16 protein-coding genes are annotated in these 23,142 nt (G+C 69.3%); 13 read left to right on the top strand and 3 right to left on the bottom strand.

Features of this window, described 5'->3' with window-relative positions:
• Positions 1 to 64: 64 nt before the first annotated feature.
• The 9 genes from ASE35_RS20410 to ubiB all read left to right on the top strand — a co-directional run bounded on the left by ASE35_RS20410 (position 65) and on the right by ubiB (position 14,743).
• Positions 65 to 2,044, top strand: coding sequence for a flotillin family protein (locus ASE35_RS20410; RefSeq protein WP_056176981.1), 1,980 nt, complete (start codon positions 65 to 67; stop codon positions 2,042 to 2,044).
• Between the two features lie 132 nt (positions 2,045 to 2,176).
• Positions 2,177 to 7,492, top strand: coding sequence for a DNA repair ATPase (locus tag ASE35_RS20405; RefSeq protein WP_082611402.1), 5,316 nt, complete (start codon positions 2,177 to 2,179; stop codon positions 7,490 to 7,492).
• On the top strand, positions 7,492 to 8,193 hold the full coding sequence (locus tag ASE35_RS20400; RefSeq protein ID WP_056176977.1) for a phospholipase D-like domain-containing protein: 702 nt from the start codon (positions 7,492 to 7,494) through the stop codon (positions 8,191 to 8,193). Before ASE35_RS20405 ends, ASE35_RS20400 begins: the two co-directional genes overlap by 1 nt.
• A gap of 212 nt (positions 8,194 to 8,405) precedes the next feature.
• The gene (locus tag ASE35_RS20395; protein WP_200957057.1) at positions 8,406 to 9,299 is read left to right on the top strand and encodes an alpha/beta fold hydrolase; all 894 of its coding nucleotides are present in this window, start codon (positions 8,406 to 8,408) and stop codon (positions 9,297 to 9,299) included.
• Positions 9,300 to 9,383: 84 nt separating this feature from the next.
• A complete protein-coding gene (gene oleC / locus ASE35_RS20390) occupies positions 9,384 to 11,084 on the top strand; it encodes an olefin beta-lactone synthetase (protein ID WP_057164946.1) in 1,701 nt (566 codons plus the stop codon).
• The gene (oleD, locus tag ASE35_RS20385; protein WP_057164945.1) at positions 11,081 to 12,070 is read left to right on the top strand and encodes a 2-alkyl-3-oxoalkanoate reductase; all 990 of its coding nucleotides are present in this window, start codon (positions 11,081 to 11,083) and stop codon (positions 12,068 to 12,070) included. Before oleC ends, oleD begins: the two co-directional genes overlap by 4 nt.
• A 93-nt stretch (positions 12,071 to 12,163) precedes the next feature.
• Positions 12,164 to 12,322, top strand: a complete 159-nt coding sequence (locus ASE35_RS20870) for a DUF1328 domain-containing protein (protein ID WP_082576384.1) — start codon at positions 12,164 to 12,166, stop codon at positions 12,320 to 12,322.
• A 100-nt stretch (positions 12,323 to 12,422) separates the two neighbouring features.
• Positions 12,423 to 13,082: an SCP2 sterol-binding domain-containing protein gene (locus ASE35_RS20380; RefSeq protein ID WP_057164944.1), complete on the top strand. Its 660-nt coding sequence runs from the start codon at positions 12,423 to 12,425 to the stop codon at positions 13,080 to 13,082.
• Entirely contained in the window at positions 13,079 to 14,743 is a 1,665-nt protein-coding gene (ubiB, locus tag ASE35_RS20375; RefSeq protein WP_056176961.1) for a ubiquinone biosynthesis regulatory protein kinase UbiB, read from the top strand. The genes ASE35_RS20380 and ubiB overlap by 4 nt, the downstream gene beginning before the upstream one ends.
• A 210-nt stretch (positions 14,744 to 14,953) precedes the next feature.
• On the opposite strand, the gene ASE35_RS20370 is transcribed toward ubiB, so the two are convergent.
• Positions 14,954 to 17,758, bottom strand: a complete 2,805-nt coding sequence (locus ASE35_RS20370) for a pitrilysin family protein (RefSeq protein ID WP_057164943.1) — start codon at positions 17,756 to 17,758, stop codon at positions 14,954 to 14,956.
• Between the two features lie 95 nt (positions 17,759 to 17,853).
• Here ASE35_RS20370 and ASE35_RS20365 point away from each other — a divergent pair, with 95 nt between their 5' ends.
• Positions 17,854 to 18,585, top strand: a complete 732-nt coding sequence (locus ASE35_RS20365) for a pseudouridine synthase (RefSeq protein ID WP_057164942.1) — start codon at positions 17,854 to 17,856, stop codon at positions 18,583 to 18,585.
• A gap of 24 nt (positions 18,586 to 18,609) precedes the next feature.
• On the opposite strand, the gene ASE35_RS20360 is transcribed toward ASE35_RS20365, so the two are convergent.
• Entirely contained in the window at positions 18,610 to 19,134 is a 525-nt protein-coding gene (locus ASE35_RS20360) for a DUF2059 domain-containing protein (RefSeq protein ID WP_057164941.1), read from the bottom strand.
• A gap of 120 nt (positions 19,135 to 19,254) precedes the next feature.
• Here ASE35_RS20360 and arfB point away from each other — a divergent pair, with 120 nt between their 5' ends.
• From arfB to ASE35_RS20345, 3 genes are all read left to right on the top strand, one after another.
• Positions 19,255 to 19,668: an alternative ribosome rescue aminoacyl-tRNA hydrolase ArfB gene (gene arfB, locus ASE35_RS20355; RefSeq protein ID WP_056176951.1), complete on the top strand. Its 414-nt coding sequence runs from the start codon at positions 19,255 to 19,257 to the stop codon at positions 19,666 to 19,668.
• Between the two features lie 10 nt (positions 19,669 to 19,678).
• Positions 19,679 to 20,287, top strand: a complete 609-nt coding sequence (locus tag ASE35_RS20350; RefSeq protein WP_056176948.1) for a lysophospholipid acyltransferase family protein — start codon at positions 19,679 to 19,681, stop codon at positions 20,285 to 20,287.
• Positions 20,288 to 20,554: 267 nt separating this feature from the next.
• Positions 20,555 to 21,925: a glycosyltransferase gene (locus tag ASE35_RS20345; RefSeq protein WP_162250633.1), complete on the top strand. Its 1,371-nt coding sequence runs from the start codon at positions 20,555 to 20,557 to the stop codon at positions 21,923 to 21,925.
• 204 nt (positions 21,926 to 22,129) lie between these two features.
• On the opposite strand, the gene ASE35_RS20340 is transcribed toward ASE35_RS20345, so the two are convergent.
• On the bottom strand, positions 22,130 to 23,098 hold the full coding sequence (locus tag ASE35_RS20340; protein WP_056176942.1) for a LysR family transcriptional regulator: 969 nt from the start codon (positions 23,096 to 23,098) through the stop codon (positions 22,130 to 22,132).
• Between the last annotated feature and the right edge of the window lie 44 nt (positions 23,099 to 23,142).

Raw genomic sequence — 23,142 nt, 5'->3', positions numbered from 1 at the left:
GCCCTCCGCCGCGCGCTCGGTCGTCATCCGTTATCGAATTGATTGGGTCAAAGGGGAATCTGAAATGAGTCTTGAAATCATCCTGCCGGGGCTGATGATCGCGGGCGCGGTCATGGTCGCGATCTTCGGCTTCTTTGGCCTGTTCAAAGCCTTCTACATCAAGGTGCCGCAGGGCACGGCCTTGATCGTGAACGACCTGTCGGCGACCCCGAAGGTGCATTTCACCGGTGCGCTGGTCTACCCGGTGATCTACAAGAAGGAGCTGATGCAGATCTCCTTGATCACCCTGGAGGTCGACCGCCGCGGCAAGGACGGCCTGATCTGCAAGGACAACATGCGCGCGGACATCACCGTGGCCTTCTACCTGCGCGTCAACGAGACCCAGCAGGACGTGCTCAAGGTCGCCAAGGCCGTGGGCACCGAGCGCGCCTCCGACCGCGGCGCGGTCAACGAGCTGTTCAACGCCAAGTTCTCCGAGGCGCTGAAGACGGTGGGCAAGAAGTTCGAGTTCACCGACCTGTTCGAGAACCGCCAGGACTTCCGCGACCGCGTGCTGGAGACCATCGGCAACGACCTCAACGGCTACCTGCTGGAGGACGTGGCGATCGACTATCTGGAGCAGACGCCCAAGGACTCGCTGGACCCGAACAACATCCTCGACGCCGAAGGCATCCGCAAGATCACCGAGCTGACCGCCACCCAGAACGTAATCACCAACGAGCTCGAGCGCAACGAGCAACTGGCGATCACCAAGAAGAACGTCGAGACCCGCGAGGCGATGCTGGCGCTGGAACGCCAGCAGGCCGACGCCGAGGCGCGCCAGAAGCGCGAGATCGAGACCATCAAGGCGCGCGAGGAAGCCGAGACCGCCAAGGTGCGCGAGGAAGAGCGGCTCAAGGCCGAGCAGGCGCGCATCGGCGTGCAGGAGCAGCTGGACATCCGCGAAGAGAACCGCATGCGCGAAGTCGAAGTCGCGCAGCAGAACCGCCAGCGCGCGGTCGTGATCGAGGTCGAAAAGGTCACCCGCGCCAAGGATCTGGAAATCGTCTCGCGCGAGCGCGAAGTCGAACTGCAGAAGATCGACAAGGAAAAGGCGCTGGAAGAGCAGCGCAAGGACATCGCCAACGTGATCCGCGAGCGTATCGCGGTCGAGAAGACCGTGGCCCAGGAAGAGGAACGCATCAAGGAAGTGCGCGCCGTGTCCGAAGCCGATCGCGCCAAGCAGGTCACCGTGCTGAATGCCCAGGCCGTGGCCGAAGAAGAGCTGGTGCGGCTGGTCAAGCAGGCCGAGGCCGACGAGGCCGCGTCCAAGCACAAGGCGGTGGAGATCACCACGCTGGCGCAGGCCGAGCTGGACGCGGCCGGCAAGCAGTCCGAGGCCAAGAAGCGCATGGCCGAGGGCATCGAGGCCGAGCGCGCCGCACCCGGCCTGGCCGACGCGCGCGTGCGCGAAGTCACCGCCAGTGCGATCGAGAAGGAAGGCCTGGCCGAGGCGCGCGTGATCGAAGCGCATGCCGACGCCAAGCAGAAGCAGGGCCTGGCCGACGCCAAGGTGCTGGAAGAGAACCTGTTCGCGCAGGCCCGTGGCGACGAACAGCTGGGCGCGGCCAAGGCCAAGGCGACCAAGGACCTGGGCCTGTCGGAAGCCGAAGTGCTGCTGCAGAAGTTCAAGTCCGAGGCCGAGGGCCTGGCGCAGAAGTTCGGCGCCCTGGATGCGCTCAGCGACACCGCGCGCGCTCACGAAGAGTTCCGCATGCAGCTGGAGAAGAGCTTCGAGCAGGCGATCGCGTCGATCGAGGCCAACAAGGAAGTCGCCAAGGAGCAGGCCGACGTGCTGGCCGCCGCGCTCAGCAAGGCCAACATCGACATCGTCGGCGGCGAAGGCGAGTTCTTCAATTCCTTCGCCAAGGCGCTGTCGGTGGGCAAGGCGATCGAAGGCGTGGCCGGCAAGAGCCCGATCGTGCAGGACGTGCTGCAGAAGCTGCTGTCGCTGCAGGGCGACAAGCCTGGCAAGTCCGGCGACGGCGCTTCGCTGGCGTCCTGACGCGGCAAGCCGGGAATTGGGAATCGGTAATAGGGAATAGGAATGGGTATCGGAGCTGAGCCGGCGCTGGATCGCGACGGCTCGAGCGATTCCCGATTTCCCATTCCCGACTCCCGCCAAAAGGAAGCGAAGATGTCGGAAACCAAGCCGCAGGCGCCGGACGCATCGGCCGCCGAAGCCATTCTCGACCAGGCGGTCGCCCAGGGCGGCGCCTACGAGGTGCTGCGCAAGCGCCTGGGCGAACAAGGCGCGCGTCTGCGCGCGATCGCCGATGCGCTCAACGCCCAGCGCCTGACCGAGTTCGGCAGCAGCCGGATGGACGTGGCCGGGCGGATGCGCATCCGCACCGAGAACAACTGCGTCGCGCGCGACATCGTCCAGGTCGGCGACTGCCTGCTGTTCGGCTACAACGTCTTCATCGGCCTGAAGAAGGAAACCCGCGTCGAGGACGTGTTCTCGCTGCATCGGCTGGTCGAGACCGCCGAGGGCTACGACGTCGAGGCGGTGGACCTGGCCGGCAGCTTCCTGGCCGCCGGCAGCTTCCCGCAGGATTTCCGCGAGCTCTACGCCTACTACAAGAACACCCGTCTGCTGCAGCTGGAGGCGCGCGACGGCAAGCTGCTGGCCGCGTTCCAGATCGGCGAGCGCCTGGACGACGTGCGCGTGTTCCGCTGGTCGGTCGAGGCCGACGGCCAAGTGCGCTATATCGACAACCGCGGCGAGCGCGACATCGCGCTGCCGGCGCCGTTCGACTTCGAATGGACCCGCGCCACCCGCGAGATGGCGGTCGAGGGCCGCCACCCGCATCTGAACATCCTCGACAGCGTGTTCGTCGAAACCGTCGGCGGTGACCTCACGGTCAAGATCGAGAACAACACCCAGGACGGCCTGGGCATCTACCGCGAGCCGGTCGCCGACCGCACCCAGTCGCTGGACGACGCCCAGGTCGAGTTCGCGCGCGTCGGCAGCCTGATCCTGCTGCGCGTGCTGCCGTACCGCGAGGAGCAGTGGCGGCATCTGGTGTTCAACACCCTGACCCGCAAGGTCCAGCGCATCGATGCGATCGGGCTGGCCTGCGTGCAGCTGCCCGAGGACCACGGCATCGTGTTCCCGGGCGGCTACTACCTGCAAAACGGCGAGTACAAGACCTTCGACTCGGCCATGGACGGCATGCGCTTCCAGCGCGCGATCCGTTCGCCCAACGGCGAGGACGTGCTGTACGTCTTTTACGAGCCGCAGGCCGGCCGCTCGGCCTTGTTCACCTACAACATGATCGAACGCCGGCTGCAGACGCCGGTGTACGCGCACGGCCACGCCCGCTACGAAGACGGGCGCATGGTGGTGTTCACCGCAGAGACCGAGGAGCCGACCCGGGTCCATCCGATGCAGGTCTGGCGGACCCCGTTCTCCAGCGACGAACACGCCGCGCGCCAGCCCGCGGGCAACAGCTTCATGGGCCGGATCGGCAACGCCGAGCTGGTGCGCGGCATCTCCGACCTGCTCAGCCTGTGCCGCGAGATCGACGCCACCGAAGTCTCGGTGCAGCGCTACAGCCAGCTCAGCCAGGCCACCCACCGCCTGTTCGACATCCACCACTGGCTGGGCGACCCCAAGGGCGGCGACGCCGCCTCGGTGTTGCGCGAGATCGCCGCGACCAGCGAGTCGGTGATCGACGAGTACGAAAAGGTCGAGGGCATCCGCAGCCAGTCCGAGCGTGCGATGCGCGAGGGCCAGAGCCGCCACAAGGCATTGCTGGATTCGCTGCTGCCCGACGGCTGGGACACCGTGCAGCAGCACGTCGACGCGCTCAACGGCATCGCCGCCCAGCGCGGGCACCTGCTGACCATCCGCGAATACCGCTATATCGACGTCGCCGCGATCGACGCGATGGAGACCGAATTGCTGGCCGCGCAGGAGCGCGTGGCCGCGGCCACCGGCGCCTTCCTGTCCGGCGACAAGGCCCTGCTGCCCTACGCCGAGCGCCTGCAGACGCTGGACGCGCAGGCCCAGCAGGCGACCAGCGTGGCCCAGCTGGAGGTGCCGCTGAAGCAGATGCAGGCCATGTCCGGCGACCTGGACATGCTGTCGCAGCTGATGGCGACGCTGCGCGTGGACGACGCGACTCAGCGCACCCGCATCGTCGAGGCCATCTCCGGCATCTACGCCCGCCTCAACCAGGCCAAGGCGCGCGCCGATCTGCGCCGCAAGGGCCTGGGTTCGGCCGAGACCGTGGCCCAGTTCGGCGCCCAGTTCACCCTGTTCGGCCAGGGCGTGGCCAGCGCGCTCGCGCTGGCGCGCGATCCGGAAAAGTGCGACGAGCAGCTGTCGCGCCTGATGGTGCAGCTGGAGGAACTGGAGAGCCAGTTCGGCGAGCACGAGAACTTCCTCAACGACATCCTCAGCAAGCGCGAGGAGCTGCTCGAGACCTTCGAGACCCACAAGCAGGCGCTGCTGGACGACCGCCAGCGCAAGGCGCAGTCGGTGCTGGATGCGGCCACCCGCATCCTTGAAGGCCTGGGCCGGCGCACCGCGCGCTTCGAAAACGCCGACGAACTCAATGCCTTCTTCGCCGGCGATCCGCTGATCCTCAAGCTGCGCGAACTGGCCGAGCGCCTGCGCACGCTCAAGGACAGCGTCAAGGCCGACGACGTCGAAGCCCGCCTGAAGGGCGCGCGCGATCAGGCGGTGCGCGCGCTGCGCGACCGCAGCGACCTGTTCGAGGCCGGCGGCGAAGTCATCAAGCTCGGCCCGCGCCACCGCTTCAGCGTCAACACCCAGGAGCTGGACCTGACCCTGCTGCCGCGCGAGGACGGGCTGGCCCTGCACCTGACCGGCACCGACTTCCTGGAGCCGCTGCGCGACGAGGCCTTCGACGCCCTGCGCGAGTACTGGCAGGTCGTGCTGGATTCCGAATCGCCCACGCTGTACCGCGCCGAGTATCTGGCTGGCTTGGTGCTGGAAGTCGCCGCCGCCAACGGCGAAGGCTTGAGCATGGACGCGTTGCGCCAGCAGCTGGCGCAGCCGGAGGCCCTGGCCCGCAGCGTGCGCGACTTCGCCGCGCCGCGGTATCGCGAGGGCTACGAGAAGGGCATCCACGATCACGACGCCAGCCTGATCCTGCAGGCGCTGATCCCGTTGGCCGACAGCGCCGGCACCTTGGCGTACAGCGCCGATGCGCGCGCGTTCGCCAGCGTGTTCTGGAGCCAGGTCATGACCGGCGAGGACGCCGCGCAATGGCCGGAGCGCGCGCGCACCGCCCGCGACATCCAGCGCCTGTTCGGCAGCGACGCCGGTCTGCTGGCCCTGCGCGCCGAAGTCGAGGCGGCGATGCGCGCCTTCCTGCAGACGCAACCGCTGGATCTGGATCCGGCCTCGTGCGCGCACGCCGCCGACTATCTGGTGACCGAGCTGTCGGCCGAGCACGTCCAGTTCGCCTTCAGCAAATACGCCCAGGCCCTGCTCAAGACCCTGCAGGAGCGCCTGACCGCCGCGCGCATGTGGGACGGCTTCGTGCAGACCCTGCGCCGCCTCGGCGATCGCCTGCCCGCGCGCTGGACGCTGGCGGCGAACTGGTTCGACGCGCTGTGCCGCGAGCCCGCGCACGCGGCCCTGGCCGGCTACGCGCGCGAAGCGGTGGCCTTGCTGCTGCTGGACGAGCGCGTGCCGCACCGGGTCAGCGAAGTCGAGCTGCGCGCGTCGATCGAAGGCCTGCTCGGCGAACACCCGCGCGTCCAGGCGCAGCGCCTGGACCTGGGCGTGGACGACTTCCACGCCCGCCTGCGCGCGCACCGCGAGCGCTTCCTGCCGGGCGTGCGCCGCTACCAGGCCCTGCGCCAGGAAACGGTCGCGCGCGAGCGCGAGGCGCTGCGGCTATCCGAGTTCAAGGCGCGCCCGCTGAGTTCGTTCGTGCGCAACAAGCTCATCAACGACGTCTACCTGGGCGTGATCGGCGACAACCTGGCCAAGCAGATGGGCACGGTCGGCGAGGGCAAGCGCAGCGACCTGATGGGTCTGCTGATGATGATCTCGCCGCCCGGCTACGGCAAAACCACGCTGATGGAATACGTGGCGCACCGCCTGGGCCTGATCTTCATGAAGATCAACGGCCCCGCGCTGGGCCACGAAGTGCGTTCGCTGGATCCGGCGCGCGCGCCGGATGCGACCTCGCGCCAGGAGCTGGAGAAACTCAACCTGGCCTTGGAGATGGGCAACAACGTGATGCTGTATGTCGACGACATCCAGCACACCCATCCCGAGTTCCTGCAGAAATTCATCTCGCTGTGCGACGGCACGCGCCGCATCGAAGGCGTGTGGAAGGGCCGCACCCGCACCTACGACCTGCGCGGCAAGAAGTTCTGCGTGGTCATGGCCGGCAACCCGTACACCGAGTCCGGCGAAGTGTTCAAGATTCCGGACATGCTGGCCAACCGCGCCGACATCTACAACCTGGGCGACGTGCTCGGCGGCATGGAGGACGCATTCAAGCTCAGCTACCTCGAGAACAGCCTGACCTCGAACCCGGTGCTGGCGCCGCTGGCCACGCGCGAGCTGGCCGACCTGTACCGTTTCGTCGACAAGGCCGCCGGCCGCGCGTTCTCGGCCAACGAACTCAGCCACGCCTACGGCGGCGCCGAGATCAACGAGATCGTCGCCACCCTGCAGCGTTTGATGCAGGTGCGCGACGTGGTCTACCGGGTCAATCAGCAGTACATCGCCAGCGCAGCGCAGGCCGCGCAGTACCGGGTCGAACCGCCGTTCAAGTTGCAGGGCAGCTATCGCAACATGAACAAGCTGGCCGAGAAGATCTCGCCGGTGATGAACGAGGCCGAGCTGCAGCAACTGATCGCCGATCACTACCTGGGCGAGGCGCAGCTGCTGACCGCGGGCGCCGAGGAGAACCTGCTCAAGCTGGGCGAGTTGCGCGGCACCCTGGACGCGGCCCAGGCCGAGCGCTGGGCGCAGATCAAGCGCGACTTCCTGCGCAACAAGGCCATGGGCGCCTCCGACGCCGACGTCGGCGGGCGCGTGGTCGCGCAGCTGGCCGATCTGGTCGAGGGGGTGCGCGCGCTGGACACGCCGGCGCCGGCGGCCGAGGCGCCGAAACCCGAGCCGGTGGAGGCACCTTGGCCGCAGATCGTGGCCCTGCTGGAGCGCGCCGCGAATCGTCCGCCCGCGCCGGCACCGGCCGCCGAGCCCGATCCGCAGGCGCTGCTGGACGGCTTGCGCGCCGCGCTCGAGGCCGCGCTGGGGCCGCTGATCGGCCGCCTCGGCGATGGCGCCGAGCAACAGGCGCAGTGGCAGGCGCGTCTGGTCGAAGCGATCCAGCACATGGGCGAGCGCGGCGCGGTCGCGACGGCGCACGTCCAGCATGCGACCGAGCAGCAGTTGCAGCTGCAGCGCGCGCTGGCCGACTTCGCCGACCGCCTCAACGAGCGCACGCCGCGCTGATGGGGACCGTCGACTACAGCGAGTTGGACCGCGCCCTGCGCGAAAGCGCAGCCGACCGCCGTCTCGACAACGACGAGAAATTCGAGCTGCGCGAACTGGGCGCGCGCCTGGACCCCGAACGCGTGCGTTACCTGCGCAACCGCGCCTTCGACATGGCGCGCGAACTGATCGTGGAGCGTCCGGCCGAATCGCTGGACGCGCTGCGCTGGCTGGAACAGGTGGTGCGCACCCTGGACGTGGTCGGGGCCGCGCCCAGCATCGAGTCCAGCGCCCATTTCACCCCCGGCGACGACTGCCTGCGCAAGCTGCGCGCGATGTGCATCGGCGCGCGCCGCAGCCTGGACATCTGCGTCTACACCATCTCCGACGACCGCATCACCGAGGCGATCCTGGATTGCCACCGGCGCGGGGTGACGGTGCGCTTGCTCACCGACAACGACAAGCGCTACGACGACGGCAGCGACATCGCCCGCCTGCGCGAGCAGGGCGTGAACGTGCGGATCGACGACAGCCCCTTCCACATGCACCACAAGTTCGCCGTGTTCGACGGCCGCACGCTCGCCAACGGCAGCTTCAACTGGACCCGCAGCGCCAGCACCGGCAACGAAGAGAACCTGGTGGTGACCGACGACCCCGCGCTGGTGCGCAGCTTCGCCGGCCGCTTCGAGGCCCTGTGGGGCAAGTTCGCGCAGGGCTACTGAGCTCCGCTTCGGGATAGGGGCGGCGTAAGCCGCGACCGCCTTGGCTGCTGGCGCCGGGTCGCGGCTTACGCCGCTCCTGCCCCAGGGCAAGGCGAATCGGGTCTTTTCGCGCCCGAAACCCCCCGCGCCGCCGCAATGCGACCGATAATGGCGCCCCTGTCCGCCCGGCCCGCGCTCCCGCGTGGGCGCCGCACGAGCCACCGATGACGTCGATCCGCGATCTCCCCGACTACCCGTTCCAGCCGCAACGTTTCGAGGTCCGTCCGGGCATCGCGATGAGCTACCTCGACCAGGGGCCCAAGGACGGCGAGGTCGTGGTGATGCTGCACGGCAACCCCTCGTGGAGCTATTACTGGCGCAAGCTGGTGCTGGGCCTGCGCGATCGCTACCGCTGCATCGTGCCCGACCATGTCGGCATGGGTTTGTCCGATAAGCCGCGCGACGACCGCTACACCTACACCCTGCAGTCGCGCATCGACGACGTCGAACGCCTGCTGCAGTACCTGCGCATCGACGGCCCGATCACCCTGGCGGTGCACGACTGGGGTGGCGGCATCGGTTTCGGTTGGGGCCTGAAGCATTCCGATCAGATCAAGCGCCTGGTGATCACCAACACCGGCGCCTTTCCGTTGCCGTCGGCCAAGCCCTTGCCCAAGCGCCTGCGCCTGGGCCGCGACTCGGCGATCGGCACCGGCCTGATCCGCGGCCTCAACGCCTTCGCCGGCAGCGCCGCGCGCGTGGGCGTGGTTTCGCCGATGCCGCGCGCGGTGCGCCGCGCCTATCTGGCGCCGTACGACTCCTGGGCCAATCGCATCGCGACCTCGCGCTTCGTGCAGGACATTCCGCTGGCCGAGGGAGACGCCGCCTGGCCGCTGGTGCAGGCCATGGGTCGCGAGCTGCCCGAGTACGCCGACCGCCCGGCCTTCATCGGCTGGGGCCTGCGCGATTTCGTGTTCGATCACCATTTCCTCAAGGGCTTCACCGACGCGCTGCCGCAGGCGCAGGTGCACGCTTTCGAGGACGCCGGCCACTACGTGCTGGAAGACAAGGCCGCCGTGCTGGTGCCGGAGATCCGCGCCTTCCTCGACGGCCATCCGATCGGCTGATTGCGTCGGCGGCGTGCGCTGCGCTCGCCTTGTGTGGGGGCGATACGGCGGCTCGGATCCGCCCGGACCCCCTACAATCCACGCATGAGCAACGAACCCTCCGCGGCGGACACCGCCGCGCGCGCGCCCGTCGCGCCCTGCAACATCGCCGCCTCCCTGCCGCGCCGCGCCGCCGAGGCGCCCGAGCGCGTGGCGATGCGCTGCCCCGGCACGCGCGACGCCAACGGCCTGCCGCGTTACGACCAGGTCCTGACCTACGCCGAACTCGATGCGCGCAGCGACGCGATCGCGGCCGGACTGGCCAAGCGCGGCATCGTGCGCGGCACCCGCACCGTGATCATGGTGCGGCCCTCGCCGGAGTTTTTCCTGCTGATGTTCGCCCTGTTCAAGGCCGGCGCGGTGCCGGTGCTGGTGGACCCGGGCATCGACAAGCGCGCGCTGCGCCAATGCCTGGACGAAGCGCTGCCGGAGGCCTTCATCGGCATTCCGCTCGCGCATGTCGCGCGGGTGGTCCTGCGTTGGGCCAGGACCGCGCGCATCCGCATCACCACCGGTCGCCGCGCCTGGCTCGCCGATGCGACCCTGGCCGAAGTCGAGCGCGATGGCGCCGGCGCGGGCTGCCAGCTCGCCGACACGCGCCCCGACGACGTCGCCGCGATCCTGTTCACCAGCGGCTCCACCGGCGTGCCCAAGGGCGTGGTCTACCGCCACCGCCATTTCGTCGCCCAGATCGAAATGATGGGCCAGGCCTTCGGCATCGTGCCCGGCGGCGTCGACCTGCCGACCTTCCCGCCGTTCGCGTTGTTCGATCCGGCGCTGGGCCTGACCTCGATCATTCCCGACATGGACCCGACCCGGCCCGCGCAGGCCGATCCGCGCAAGCTGCACGATGCGATCGCGCGCTACGGCGTCGACCAGCTGTTCGGTTCGCCCGCGCTGATGGCGGTGCTGGTCAAGCACGGCGCGCCGCTGACCGGCCTCAAGCGCGTGACCTCGGCTGGCGCGCCGGTGCCGCCCGATACGGTCGCGGCGTTGCGCGCGCTGCTGCCCGAGGACGCCCAGCTGTGGACGCCCTACGGCGCCACCGAGTGCCTGCCGGTGGCGGTGATCGAAGGCCGCGAACTGCAGTCCACGCGCGCGGCCACCGAGGCCGGCGCCGGCACCTGCGTCGGCCATGCGGTGGCGCCCAACGAGATCCGCATCATCGCCATCGACGACGCGCCGATCGCGCAGTGGTCGGACGCGCGCGTGCTCGCGGCCGGCGAAGTGGGCGAGATCACCGTGGCCGGCCCGACCGCCACCGACAGCTATTTCAATCGCGAAGCCGCGACCCGCATCGCCAAGATCCGCGAAACCCTGGACGACGGCCGCGAACGCGTGGTCCATCGCATGGGCGATCTGGGCTACTTCGACGACCGGGGCCGCTTGTGGTTCTGCGGCCGCAAGACCCATCGCGTCGAAACCGCACGGGGCCCGCTGTACACCGAACAGGTCGAGCCGGTGTTCAACGCCCACCCGCAGGTACGGCGCACCGCCCTGGTCGGCGTAGGCGCCGCCGGCGCGCAACGGCCGGTGCTGTGCGTGGAGCTGGCCGAGGGCGTGCTCGCGCGCGACTGGCCCGCGATCGAGCGCGCGCTGCGCGCGATCGGCGCGGCGCATGCGCATACCGCGGATATCGCCGATTTCCTGCGCCATCCGCGCTTTCCGGTCGACATCCGCCACAACGCCAAGATCGGTCGCGAGAAGCTCGCGATCTGGGCCGCCAAAGAGGGAGCGTGGAGATGAGGGTACTGGTCACCGGCGGCGGCGGTTTTCTCGGCCAGGCCCTGTGCCGCGGCCTGGTCGAGCGCGGCTATGAGGTCGTCAGTTACAACCGCGGCCACTATCCGGCCCTGGACGCGCTGGGCGTGATCCAGATCCAGGGCGATTTGGCCGATCGCGAGGCGGTGATCGCGGCCGCGCGCGGTTGCGAGGCGGTGTTCCACAACGCCGCCAAGGCCGGCGCCTGGGGCAGCTACGACAGCTATCACCAGGCCAACGTGGTCGGTACCGAGCACGTGCTCGCCGCTTGCCGCACGCATGCGATCGGGCGCCTGGTCTATACCTCCACGCCCAGCGTCACCCACCGCGCGACCCATCCGGTCGAAGGCGGCACCGCCGACGACGTGCCCTATGGCGAGGGTTTCAAGGCCCCGTACGCGACCACCAAGACCATCGCCGAGAAAGCGGTGCTGGCCGCGAACGCGCCCACGCTGGCGACCGTGGCGCTGCGCCCGCGCCTGATCTGGGGCGTGGGCGACAACCAGTTGTTGCCGCGTCTGGTCGCGCGCGCCAGGGCCGGCCGTCTGCGCTTCGTCGGCGACGGCTACAACAAGGTCGACACCACCTACATCGACAACGCCGCGCAGGCGCATTTCGACGCCTTCGATCATCTGGCGCCGGGCGCGGCCTGCGCGGGCCGCGCCTACTTCATCAGCAACGGCGAGCCCAAGACCATGCGCGAGACCCTCAACGGGCTGCTCGCCGCGGTCGGCGCGCCGCAGGTCGACAAGACCCTGCCGTTCGGCGCCGCCTATGCGATCGGCGCGGTCTGCGAAGGCCTGTGGCATGCGCTGCCGCTGAAGGGCGAGCCGCCGATGACGCGCTTCCTGGCCGAACAGCTGGCGACCTCGCACTGGTACGACATGGCGCCGGCGACCCGCGATTTCGGCTACGTACCGCGGGTCAGCTTTCACGAGGGCCTCACCCGGCTGAAGGCCGCCTGCACGTAAACCGGCGTCGTCACCGCCTGAGCACCGGCGACTCAGCAGGATCGGGGCACACCCTCGGTCCTGCCTGATGCAGGGCCTCCTCAGGAGATCTCCATGCTCAGTTACGCCGTCATCTTCTTCATCATCGCCATCGTCGCCGCGGTCCTGGGCTTCAGCGGCATCGCCGGCGCCGCCACCAACATCGCCTGGATCCTGTTCGTCGTCTTCGTGATCCTGGCCATCATCTCGCTGCTGCGCGGTCGCAAGGTCTGAGCCCGCCGATCGGCCGGCGCTGAACATGCCCGTCCCGGCCCGCCCACGGGCCGGGACGCCGCCGTCTCGGGCCCGCCGGGCCGGGGGCTACAATGACGGCATGAACACCTCCGCCGATAGCTTGTTCCCGTCCATACTGAAGACCTACGCAGGCGGCGCGCTGGAAGCCGCGCTCAATCGCGCGCTGGCGCTGGACCCCGATACGCGCGACGCGCTGCGCGCGCTGGACGGCCGTCGCGTCGCCCTGCATGTGGCCGCGCCGCCGCTGGCGGTGCAGGTACGCGTCGAAGGCGACCGCCTGCGGGTAGGCCCGGTCGAGGCCGCGGTCGAACCTGATCTGTCGGTGCGCAGCACTCTCGCGGGCCTGGTCTCGCAACTGCCGTTCCTGCGCAACGACGACGCCCCGCCGGTGGGCAAGCTGCGTATCGAGGGCGATGCCGATCTCGCCCGCCGCCTGCAGCGCCTGGCCGAGCGCTTCGATCCGGATTGGCAGGGCTCGCTGACCGGCGTGTTCGGCGACGTGATGGGCGTGCAGATCGCCAACGCGATCGCCGGCGGGCTGCGCCACGCACGTGGCGCGGCCGGTGCCTTCGCCCAGAACGCGGCCGAATTCGTCACCGAGGAATCCCGCGACGTGGTCGCGCGCGACGAACTCAACGCCTTCCACGACGACGTCGACGCGGTGCGCGACGGCGTCGAGCGCGCGAGCGTACGCGTCGCGCGCCTGCGCGAGCGCATCGCCGCACGGAGCGACGCATGAAGTCGGCGCTGCGCGCCTGGCGCATCGGCCGGGTCCTGCTGCGTTACCGGCTCGACGACCTGCTCGACGGCACCCCGGCCGAGCGCTGGCTCAAGCTCGCGCGTCCGTTCGTGCCGCGCGCCTCGGCCGAGATCGCGGCGATGTCGCGTGGCGCGCGTCTGCGTCTGGTGCTGCAGGAGTTGGGCCCGATCTTCGTCAAATTCGGCCAGATCCTGTCCACCCGTCGCGACCTGGTGCCGCCGGACGTGGCGATCGAACTGGCGCTGCTGCAGGACCGGGTCAAACCCTTCGATGGCGAGGCCGCGCGCGCGATCGTCGAGACCGCCCTGGAGCGCGGCATCGCCGAGGCCTTCGAGGCCTTCGACACCACCCCGCTGGCCTCGGCCTCGATCGCCCAGGTGCACGCGGCGATCCTGCCCGGCGGCCGCGAGGTCGTGGTCAAGGTGCTGCGCCCCAACATCGAGAAGCAGATCGCCGGCGACATCGCCCTGCTCAAGACCATCGCCAGCGTGGTCGACCGCGCCCATCCCAGCGCCGACAAGATCCGTCCGCGCGAGATCGTGGCCGAGATCGAGAGCACCCTGGCCGCCGAGCTGGACCTGCAACGCGAGGGCGCCAACGCCAGCGTGCTGCGCCGGTTCTGGAAGGACAGCGAAGACCTCTACGTGCCCGAGGTAATCTGGTCGCACACCGCCGAGCGCGCGCTGACCCTGGAGCGCGTGTACGGCATTCCGTCCGACGACATCGCCGCGCTCGACGCCGCCGGCATCGACCGCAGCGCGCTGGCGGCCAAGGGCGTGCGGGTGTTCTACACCCAGGTGTTCCGCGACAACTTCTTCCATGCCGATGCCCACGCCGGCAACATCTGGGTCGACAGCGATCCCAAGCGCAAGAGCAACCCGCGCTTCATCGCCCTGGACTTCGGCATCATGGGCCAGCTGTCCGACGAGGATCAGTACTACCTCGCCGAGAACTTCATGGCGATCTTCAACCGCGACTACCGTCGCATCGCCGAGCTGCACGTGCAGGCCGGCTGGATGCCCGCGCATATTCGCATCGACGAGCTCGAAGCGGCCACGCGCGCGGTCTGCGAGCCCTATTTCACCCGCCCGCTCAGCGAAATCTCGCTGGCCGAGGTGCTGGTCAAACTGTTCCGCACCGCGCAGCGCTACGAGCTGACCCTGCAGCCGCAGCTGATCCTGCTGCAGAAGACCCTGCTCAACATCGAAGGCGTGGGCCGCCTGCTCGATCCCAAGCTCGATATCTGGGCGGTGGCGCGGCCGGTGCTGCAACGCATCCTGGTCGAACGCTACAGCCCGCAGCGCCTGGCCGCGGAATTCCGCAAGCGCCTGCCCGAGCTGGTCACGCACGCGCCCGAGATGCCGCGCCTGCTGCACGCCTGGCTGACCCAGCAGGTCAGCGGCGGCCACGAGCTGCGCATGCGTTCGCAGGACCTGGCCGAACTCACGCGCACGGTGAAGGACGCGCAGCGGCGCACGGTCGCGGCGATCCTGGGCACCGGCCTGTTGATCGTGGCGGCGGTGCTGTACGGCCTGGAAGCCGGCGGCCCGCGCTTCTGGTCGATCCCGGCCTCGTCGTGGATCGCCGGCATCGGCGGTTTGTGGGCGCTGCTGGCGGCGTGGCCGCGGCGTAGCGCTTAGGCGCTACGCGGTCCGGGCGGAGAGCAAATCCCCCTCAATCCCCCTTTTACAAAGGGGGAGGACAGTCCTTGTTTTTCAAGGGGGAAGGCACGCCCTGTTCTCGAAGTGCGAGACAAGCGGGCGCAGCGAAGCATCCAGACTCGCGGGGTTCCCCCCTTTGAAAAAGGGGGGCTAGGGGGATTTGCTTTTGCGCTTACTTGCCAGCACCGGTCAAGGCTTCGCTCCCCCAACCGCCGGCTTCGCCGCCGCATCGAAGTCGCCGGCCATGTACACGCTCAGCATCTCCGGCTTGAAATGCTTGCGGATCGCCGCATTCACCTCGTCCGGCGTCAGCGCCTTCAAGCGCGCGTCGATGCCCGCCTGAAACCCCATGTCGCGATCCAGGGACAGATTGCTGGCCAGGATGCCGGCGATCGCGCCGTCGGATTCGCGTCCCTGCGCGCGCTGGGTCAACAGGCCGGCGACCGCATCGCGCAGCTCGTCGGCGCCGACGCCGTCGCGGATCCAGCGCGCGTACTCCTCGCGCATCGCCGCCTCGGTCTTGTCCAGGTTTTGCGGCGCGGCGATGGCCTGGATCAGCAGGCTGCCGGCGTCGTCGCGGCCGACCCGGCTGGCGTCGGCGTCGAGGTTGCTGCCCACACCGTAGCTGAGTCCGTCCTTCTGGCGGATGCGATCGTACAGACGCGACTTGCCGCCGCCGCCGAAGATGTAATTCGCGACCATCAGGGCCGGATAGTCGGGATCGCGGTCGTTGAGCGAGAGGTTGCCGCGCGCCAGCAGCACGCCGTTGGCCTTGTCGGGGGTCTCGAAGCGCTCGCGTCGTGCGGCGAGGGCGCTGTAGTGGGTGGGGATGGGCGCGTACGCGTGCGGCGTGCGCCAATCCAGGAACAGACTCTGCAGCTGCGCTTTGAGCGCGACCGGATCGAAATCGCCGACCACGCTGATCTCGCCTTCGGCGCTGCCGTAGAAATCGCGATGGAAGGCGCGCAGGTCCTCGACCTTGAGCGCCTTCAGGTCGGCGATCGACTGATCCAGGCTGCGCCAGCGCAGCGGGTGGCCTTCCGGCCAGGGATCGAAGTACTGCGACATGGCCATGCCGGCGATGGTGCTGGGCTCCTTGCGCGCGGCCTCCAACCCGGTGATCGCCTGCAGGCGGAACTGCTCGAACTCGCTTTGCGGGTACTCGGGCTTGCGCAGGATCTGGACCGCCAGCGCCAGCGCCTCGGCGAGCTGGGCGCGGCGCGTGGTCATGCCGATGCTCGCGCTCTGCAGGCCGCCGCCGATGCCGGCCTCGGTCTTCAGGGCTTCGAAGCGCTGGTCGATCTGCTCGCGGCTGAGCCCGGCGGCGCCGCGCATGATCAGCGAGCCGGCGACGTTGCCGGCGGCCGCGCGGCCCTTGAGCGAGTCCGCGTCGCCGAAGCGGAAGCGCGCGCTCAACACCACGGTTTCGCCGCGGGTCTTCTTCGGCAGCAGGGCCACGCGCAGGCCGTCGCCGAGGGTGAAGGTTTCGGTGCGCGCCTGGATGTTGGCCGGCGTGGGATCGAACTGTTCGCCCGCAGCCACCGCGGCCTTGCCGGTGTAGCCCTGCAGCACGGTCGCGGCCGCGGGCGCGGCGGCGATCTCGGCGCGATCGGCGCGGTCGGTGGGCACGAAGCGGCCCAGCGTGCGGTTGCTGGGTTTGAGGTAGTCGCGCGCGACGCGGTTGACGTCGTCCAGGCCGACTTTCTCGAACGCGTCGCGACGCAGGAAGTACAGGCGCCAGTCGCCGGCCGCGATCGCCTCCGACAGACCCAGCGCGACCGCGTTGACGTTGGTGTAGCCGAGTTCGTAGCCGTTGCGGATGCGTTGCTTGGCGGCGTCGAGCTCGGCTTGGGTGATCGGCGTGGCGGCGATGTTTTCCAGCTGCGTCAGCAGCGCGGCCTCGGCCTTGGCCGCATCGCCGTCGCGCGGCAGCCCGATCATCGCCGTCATCAGGCCCGGATCGCGCAGGCTGTCGGCGCCCGCGCTGGCGCCCGCGGCCAGCTTGGTTTCGACCAGCTGCTTGTGCAGGCGACCGCCCGGCACGTAATCCAGAATATTGGCGAGCAGGCCCAGCGCGGCGCTGTCGGGATGGGTTTCGGCGGGCACGTGGTAGGCCGCCATCACCAACTGGATATCGCCGCTGCGGCGCACCGTCACGCTGCGCTCGCCGTCCTGGGTGGGGTCGGCGGTGTAGAACGCGCGCAAGCCGGTCTTGGGCCGCGCGACCGGCGCGAAGGCCTGCGCGATCTCGTTCAAGGTCTTGGCCGGGTCGATGCGGCCGGCCACGATCAGGGTCGCGTTATCGGGGCGGTACCAGCTTTTGTAGAAGGCCTGCAGGCGTTCGATCGGCACGCCTTCGACATCGCTGCGCGCGCCGATCGTGCTGTGGCCGTAGTTGTGCCAGAGATAGGCGGTGGATCGCACGCGCTGGGCGAGCACGCCGTTGGGGCTGTTCTCGTTCTTCTCCATCTCGTTGCGGACCACGGTCATCTCGCTGTCGAGGTCCTTCTTGGCGACGTTGGAATTGACCATGCGGTCGGCTTCCATGCCCAGCAGCCAGCGCAGGGTGTCGTCGTTGGCCGGGAACGAGGCGTAATAGTTGGTGCGGTCGACGTTGGTGGTGCCGTTGAAGCCGATGCCGCGCTTCTTCATCTCGGCCGGGATGTCGCTGTGGGTCGGCGTGCCCTTGAACAGCAGGTGCTCCAGCAGGTGGGCCATGCCGGTCTCGCCGTAGTTCTCGTGCATGGAGCCGACCTGGTAGGTCAGGTTGACCGTCACCGTGGGTTTGCTGGCGTCCGGGAACAGCAGCACGCGCAGGCCGTTGCCCAGGGTGTACTCGCAGATCCCTTCCACGCAGGGGCCGGCGGCGACGCCCTTGGGTGGCGCGAGCGAGGGCTCGGCCGCCCGCGCGGGCAGGGCCAGCGCCCAGGCCAGGGTCAGGGCCGAGGCCAGGTGAGACCAGGCCGGTCGGTAAGGCTGCGGGAACGATCGCATGGGGTGTCCTGGAGTGATGCCGGGGGAAAGCGTGTGGCTGGAGCTGCTATAGACGAAAATACCCGCCGAGCTCCCTACCGCCTGTGCCATAGAGCATGTCCGAAACCTACAGTTCCCTGGAGGCGCCCGCCGAACTGCCGGTGCTGTACGCCGACGACAGCCTGGCGATCATCGACAAGCCGGCGGGGCTGATGGTGCACGACAGCGCGCTGGCGCGCGGCGAGACCGATTTCGTCGCCGACCGCCTGCGCCAGCAGTTCGGGCGGCCGGTGTTCCTGGTCCACCGCCTGGACCGCGCCACCAGCGGCTGTCTGCTGCTGGCGTTCGAGCGCGAGGTGGCCTCGGCCCTGGGCAAGGTGCTGATGTCGCGCGAGTTCGAGAAGGACTATCTGGCGGTCTGCCGCGGCTGGCCGGAGGATGCGTTCACCATCGACTACGCGCTGGACGGCGGGCCGGGCAAGCCGCAGAAGAAGCCCGCGATCACGCGCTTCCGGCGCCTGGGCAGCTGCGAGCTCGCGCATCCATCCGGCGGTTTCGAGACCTCGCGCTACGCGCTGCTGCTGGCGCAGCCGGAGACCGGGCGCTTTCGCCAGATCCGGCGTCATCTCAAGCACGTCTCGCATCACCTGATCGGCGACACCAGCCACGGCGACGGCCGCCACAACCGCGCCTTCCGCATGATGGGCATCCATCGCATGCTGCTGCATGCGCAGCGCCTGGCCTTCCTGCATCCGGTCAGCGGCGCGCGCATCGTCGCCACCGCGCCGCCGGACCGCGAGCTGGCCAAGGCGCTGGCGCTGTTCGAGCAGGCCGCGTCGGCCGGATGAGGGCGGGCGCGGCGCGGGCCGGGCTTACTTGGTTTCGGCGCCGGCGCTCTTGCGCTTGACCGCGTCGTTGCGCGCTTCGGCTTCGATGTCCTGCTGCAGTTCCTGCATCATCGGCACCACCAGTTTCTGCATCGCGTTCATGGTGTTCTGCATCAGCACCGGCATCTTGTCGAGCAGGCGCTGGCCGGTCGGGCTGGCGTAGAACGCGATCAGGGCGTCGGTGTCCTGGCCGTCGAAGGTGTCGCGGTAGATGTCGCGGTAAATCGGTTCCAGCTTGTCCCAGGCCAGGCCCTTGCGCAGCTGCGCGCTGGAACGGGCGATCACGCTGTTCAAGCGCTCGCGTTCGGCGGGCGTGATCTCGCGGCCGGCCATCATCTGTTCGGCCATCTGCTGCTGCGAGGCTTCGATCTGCGGCAGCATGGTCTCCACGGTCTGGCGCGCGCGCATGACCTCGAGCAGGCGCGACACTTGGGCGTCGCTGGGCGGCGCGGCCAGGGCGGCCAGCGGCGAGGCCAGCATCAGGGCCAGGGCCAGGGCATAGGACTTCATCGGGGGCGATCCTCCTTGATGGGAACCGCATGGTCGGCGGCGGGTGCAGGCGGCGTCAACGTCCGGCCACAGGCCCGCACTATCATCGCTCCCGTCTACAATCGGGGCCGGAGGGACGCAATGGCCGATCCTGAAATCACCATACCCGAGCAGGAACTGGTCGAGCGCTTCGTGCGTTCGACCGGGCCCGGCGGGCAAAACGTCAACAAGGTCGCGACCGCGGTGGAGCTGCGCTTCGACGTGGCGCAGTCGCCGTCGCTGCCCGAGCCGGTGCGCGAACGCCTGCTCGCCAAGCGCGACCGCCGCGTGACCGGCGACGGCGTGCTGGTGATCAGCGCGCAGCGTTTCCGCACCCAGGAGCGCAACCGCGACGATGCCCGCGAGCGCCTGGCCGCCTTCATCGAAAGCGGCCTGCACGCGCCCAAGCCGCGCATCGCCACCCGCCCCAGCCGCGCCTCGAAAGAACGCCGGCTGGGGGCCAAGCGCGAGCGCAGCACGGTCAAGCGCGGCCGCGCCACGCGCGATTGGGACTGACGGAGACCGCATGCCGACGACCGCCGACGACGTAGTGCTGCCGCTGCCGCCGAACGCACCGCGGGTGCGCTCCAACCGCCTGACCCGCTGGATCGGCCGCAGCGTGCTGCGGCTGGGCGGCTGGCGCATGGTCGGGGCTTTCCCCGACATTCCCAAGCTGGTGCTGATCGGCGCGCCGCATTCGTCCAACTGGGACGGCGTCTGGGGCTTCGCGGCCAAGGCCGCGATGGGGCTGGACATCAAGATCCTGGGCAAGGATTCGCTGTTCAAGGTGCCGCTGCTGGGTGCGCTGCTGCGCTACCTGGGCGTGATCCCGGTCGACCGCAGCGCCGCCCACGGCGTGGTCGAACAGGCCGCGGCGATGATCCGCAACGCCGAGCGGTTCTGGTTCGGGCTGGCGCCGGAGGGCACGCGCAAGCCGGTGGACCGCTGGAAGGCGGGCTTCTGGAAGATCGCCAAGGCCGCCGATGTGCCGGTGCTGCCGGCGTATTTTCATTACCCCGACAAGGTCATCGGCATCGGCGAGCCGTTCTGGCTGGGCGAGGACATGAACGCCGATCTGGCGCGGATCCGGGCCTGGTACCGGCCCTGGCAGGGCAAGCACCACGGCACGCCGTAAGCGCACTCGCTGCGCTAAAACTGCACACGACTGGTCGAGCCGGCGATCGGGCGCGACACCCAGGCCGGATCGGCGGCCAGTTTCGCCCGCGTTTTGCGTGTAGCTTCGTTACGGGGCTGCGCGTCGCGGGGGGTGGCGCGGGTTCCCGATCAGGCAGGAGGTCGGTCGTGCCGGGCAGGATGTCGCTAGGGGGAGTGGCGGAGGCCACGATCGCCGCGCATGCGGAGTTGTCGGGCGCGGTCCGCGTCCGCGTGCGGGAGGTGGCCGGTGCCCGCCTTGCCTTGGTTCGCGCTTAGCCCCAACGGTCTGCTTAGTGCGGTCGGGCTGTGGCGCGGCGCCGAAGAGACCGTACCCACGCCGGTGGAAGACTGGCGTCAGGCGGTGGTCGACGTGGTGATTCCCGCGCGCCTGCAGCAGCACGACATCGCCCATTGCCTGGCGGCCCTGCTGGCCCAGACCCTGCAACCGCGCAGCGTGGTACTGGTCGACGACGGCGGCATCGAGCGCGACGGCACCGCCGCGATCGCCCGCGAGTTCGCCGCCGCCAACGGTTTGTCCCTGCGCGTGATCGAACGCATGTGGTCGATCGGACGCGGGCCCACGATCAAGCGCCAGGCGCGCGAATCCGACGCCGATGTCGAGTTCGTGCTCGACGGCGACACTCTGCTGCATTCGGCGGACTACATCGAGCGCTGCGTGCGCGAGCTCTACGAAGGCGTCGGTATCGCCAGCGTCTGCGGCGTGGTGCAGCCGATGCGCGGCGAACACCGGCGCGCGCTGGAGCGTTCGCCGGCGTTCCAGCGTTGGCTGCACGGCGAGGCTTATCGCGATCCGCGCGCGCGTCGCGGCCGGTTGCGGCGCGGTCTGCAATGGCTGGGCGACGTCCATCGCGAAACCAGTTGTCTGCTGCAGCAGTGTTTCATCAACCGCGGCCAGATGGCGCTGTTCGGCGGCGTGGTGGTGCCGCGCGGCAATGCGATCGCCTATCGCCGGCGCTACATCAAGGATCTGTTCGATCGTTACGAGCCGGTCCACGGCGATCAGCTCGACGGCGCGGAGGATGTGTTCATCGCCCTGGCGCTGGCGCAGGAGGGCTATCGCAACGTGCAGTTGTTCGGCGCGCTGGCGCATACCGAGCAGCCGCCGCTGGATCGTCTGCCGCGGCAGAGCTTCCGCCAGGCCGCCGCGTTCCTGCGCGGCTGTCGCGAGTTCAACGGGCTGTTGCTGACGCCGTTCAAGGCCTGGCGGCGCTGGCTGCGCCCGCGCCCGCGCGTGGCGACCGAGCAGCGGCGGGTGCGCGAGGCGTATCGGCAGCCGTTCGGCGAGCGCCTTACCCACGAGTACGGGCGGCCGATCGGCTGGGCGCTGTTTCTGATGGCGGCCGAGCGCCTGGCGTATCCGCTGCTGCTGCTGTGGTTGGCTTTCAGCGGGCGCTGGTGGTGGTTGGGCGGAGTGGTGGCGGCGGAAATTCTGGCCACGGCGCTGGTGTTGGCCGCGGTGTCGCGCGAAGGCCAGGCGGCGGCCTTGGGCAAGGCCTTGCTGGTGGCGCCGGTGCGCTACGCGATGGCGTTCGTGGAACTGGCGGCGGCGGTGGCGTTTTTGCCGAAGCGGTTTCGCAGGCCGCGGCGGCCGCGCTAGCGCCTTTGCCTCTTGTTCCCCTGCATCGTGCTGTCGCTGTCGTTCTTGCGCTCACTGTTGCCCGTCATCCCCGCGAAGGCGGGGCCCGCTGACTTTAGAGCGCGGCTCGAACGCCAGCGCTATTCGCCTCGACCGTAGGATGCGGTGAGCCGCAGGCGAACCGCATCGTCGCGATGCCGCAACCGCGTGCGCGGCCCGGGGCCCTCAACGATCCGACTGCCCCGTCGCGTAGTAATCGCCGCGGAAAAACAGATCCGGCTGGATCAATTCGGTGAACGCGCGCGCCTGCGGCGATAGGTATTTGCCCTTGCGCACCACCACGCCGTAGCTGCGCGAGGGGAAGTAGTCGGCCAGCGAGCGCGCGCTCAGGCGCGAGCGGTCAGCGTCGGTCAGGCAGATCGCGGTGACGATGCTGATGCCCAGGCCCATCGCCACGTACTGCTTGATCACCTCCCAACCGCCGACTTCCAGCGCGACCGTGTACGGCACCCGGTTCTGCTGGAACACCAGGTCGACCATGCGGTAGGTGGTCAGGCGCTGCGGCGGCAGGATCAGGCCGTAGGGCGAGAGGTCCTGCAGGCTGAGGTCGGGCTTGAGCGCGAGCGGGTGGTCGCGCGGGGTGATCAGCATGGGCTCGAAGCGGTAGACCGGGGCGTAGCTGAGGTCGCCGGGCACGTCCAGCATCGAGCCCACCGCCAGATCGACCGCGTCCGAGCGCAGCAGGTCCAGACCGCCGGCGCCGGTGACGTTGTGCAGGCTCAGGCGCACGTCCGGATGGGCGGCGCGGAAGGCTTCGACGATCCTGGGCAGCAGGTACAGGATGGTCGAGCTGCCGGCGGCGACGTTGAGCTCGCCGCCGTCCAGCCCGCGCACGCGCTCGCGAAACGCCCCGTCCAGGCCGTCCAGGCCCTCGACCAGCGGGCGCGCGAGTTCGTACAGCTCCTGGCCCTCGCGGGTCAGGCTGAGCCGGCGGCCGCTGCGCTCGAGCAGGCGCACCCCCAGATCGCGTTCCAAGGCCTGCAGTTGTAGGGTCACCGCCGGCTGGCTGAGGTAGAGCGCCTCAGCCGCGCGTGAGACCGAGCCCAGGCGGGCGGTCTGGCAGAACGCCCGCAGCGGCTTCAGGCGGTCGCCCTTGTACGCAAAACGGGGGCTGGCGGCACGCTTCGTGGTCACTGGGAAGACATATATAAGTTTTTCAAATGATATGCATTGAAAAA

The organism is Lysobacter sp. Root916, from assembly GCF_001429785.1.
Taxonomy (GTDB): domain Bacteria; phylum Pseudomonadota; class Gammaproteobacteria; order Xanthomonadales; family Xanthomonadaceae; genus Lysobacter.
This window is presented reverse-complemented; position numbering and strand designations above follow the sequence as displayed.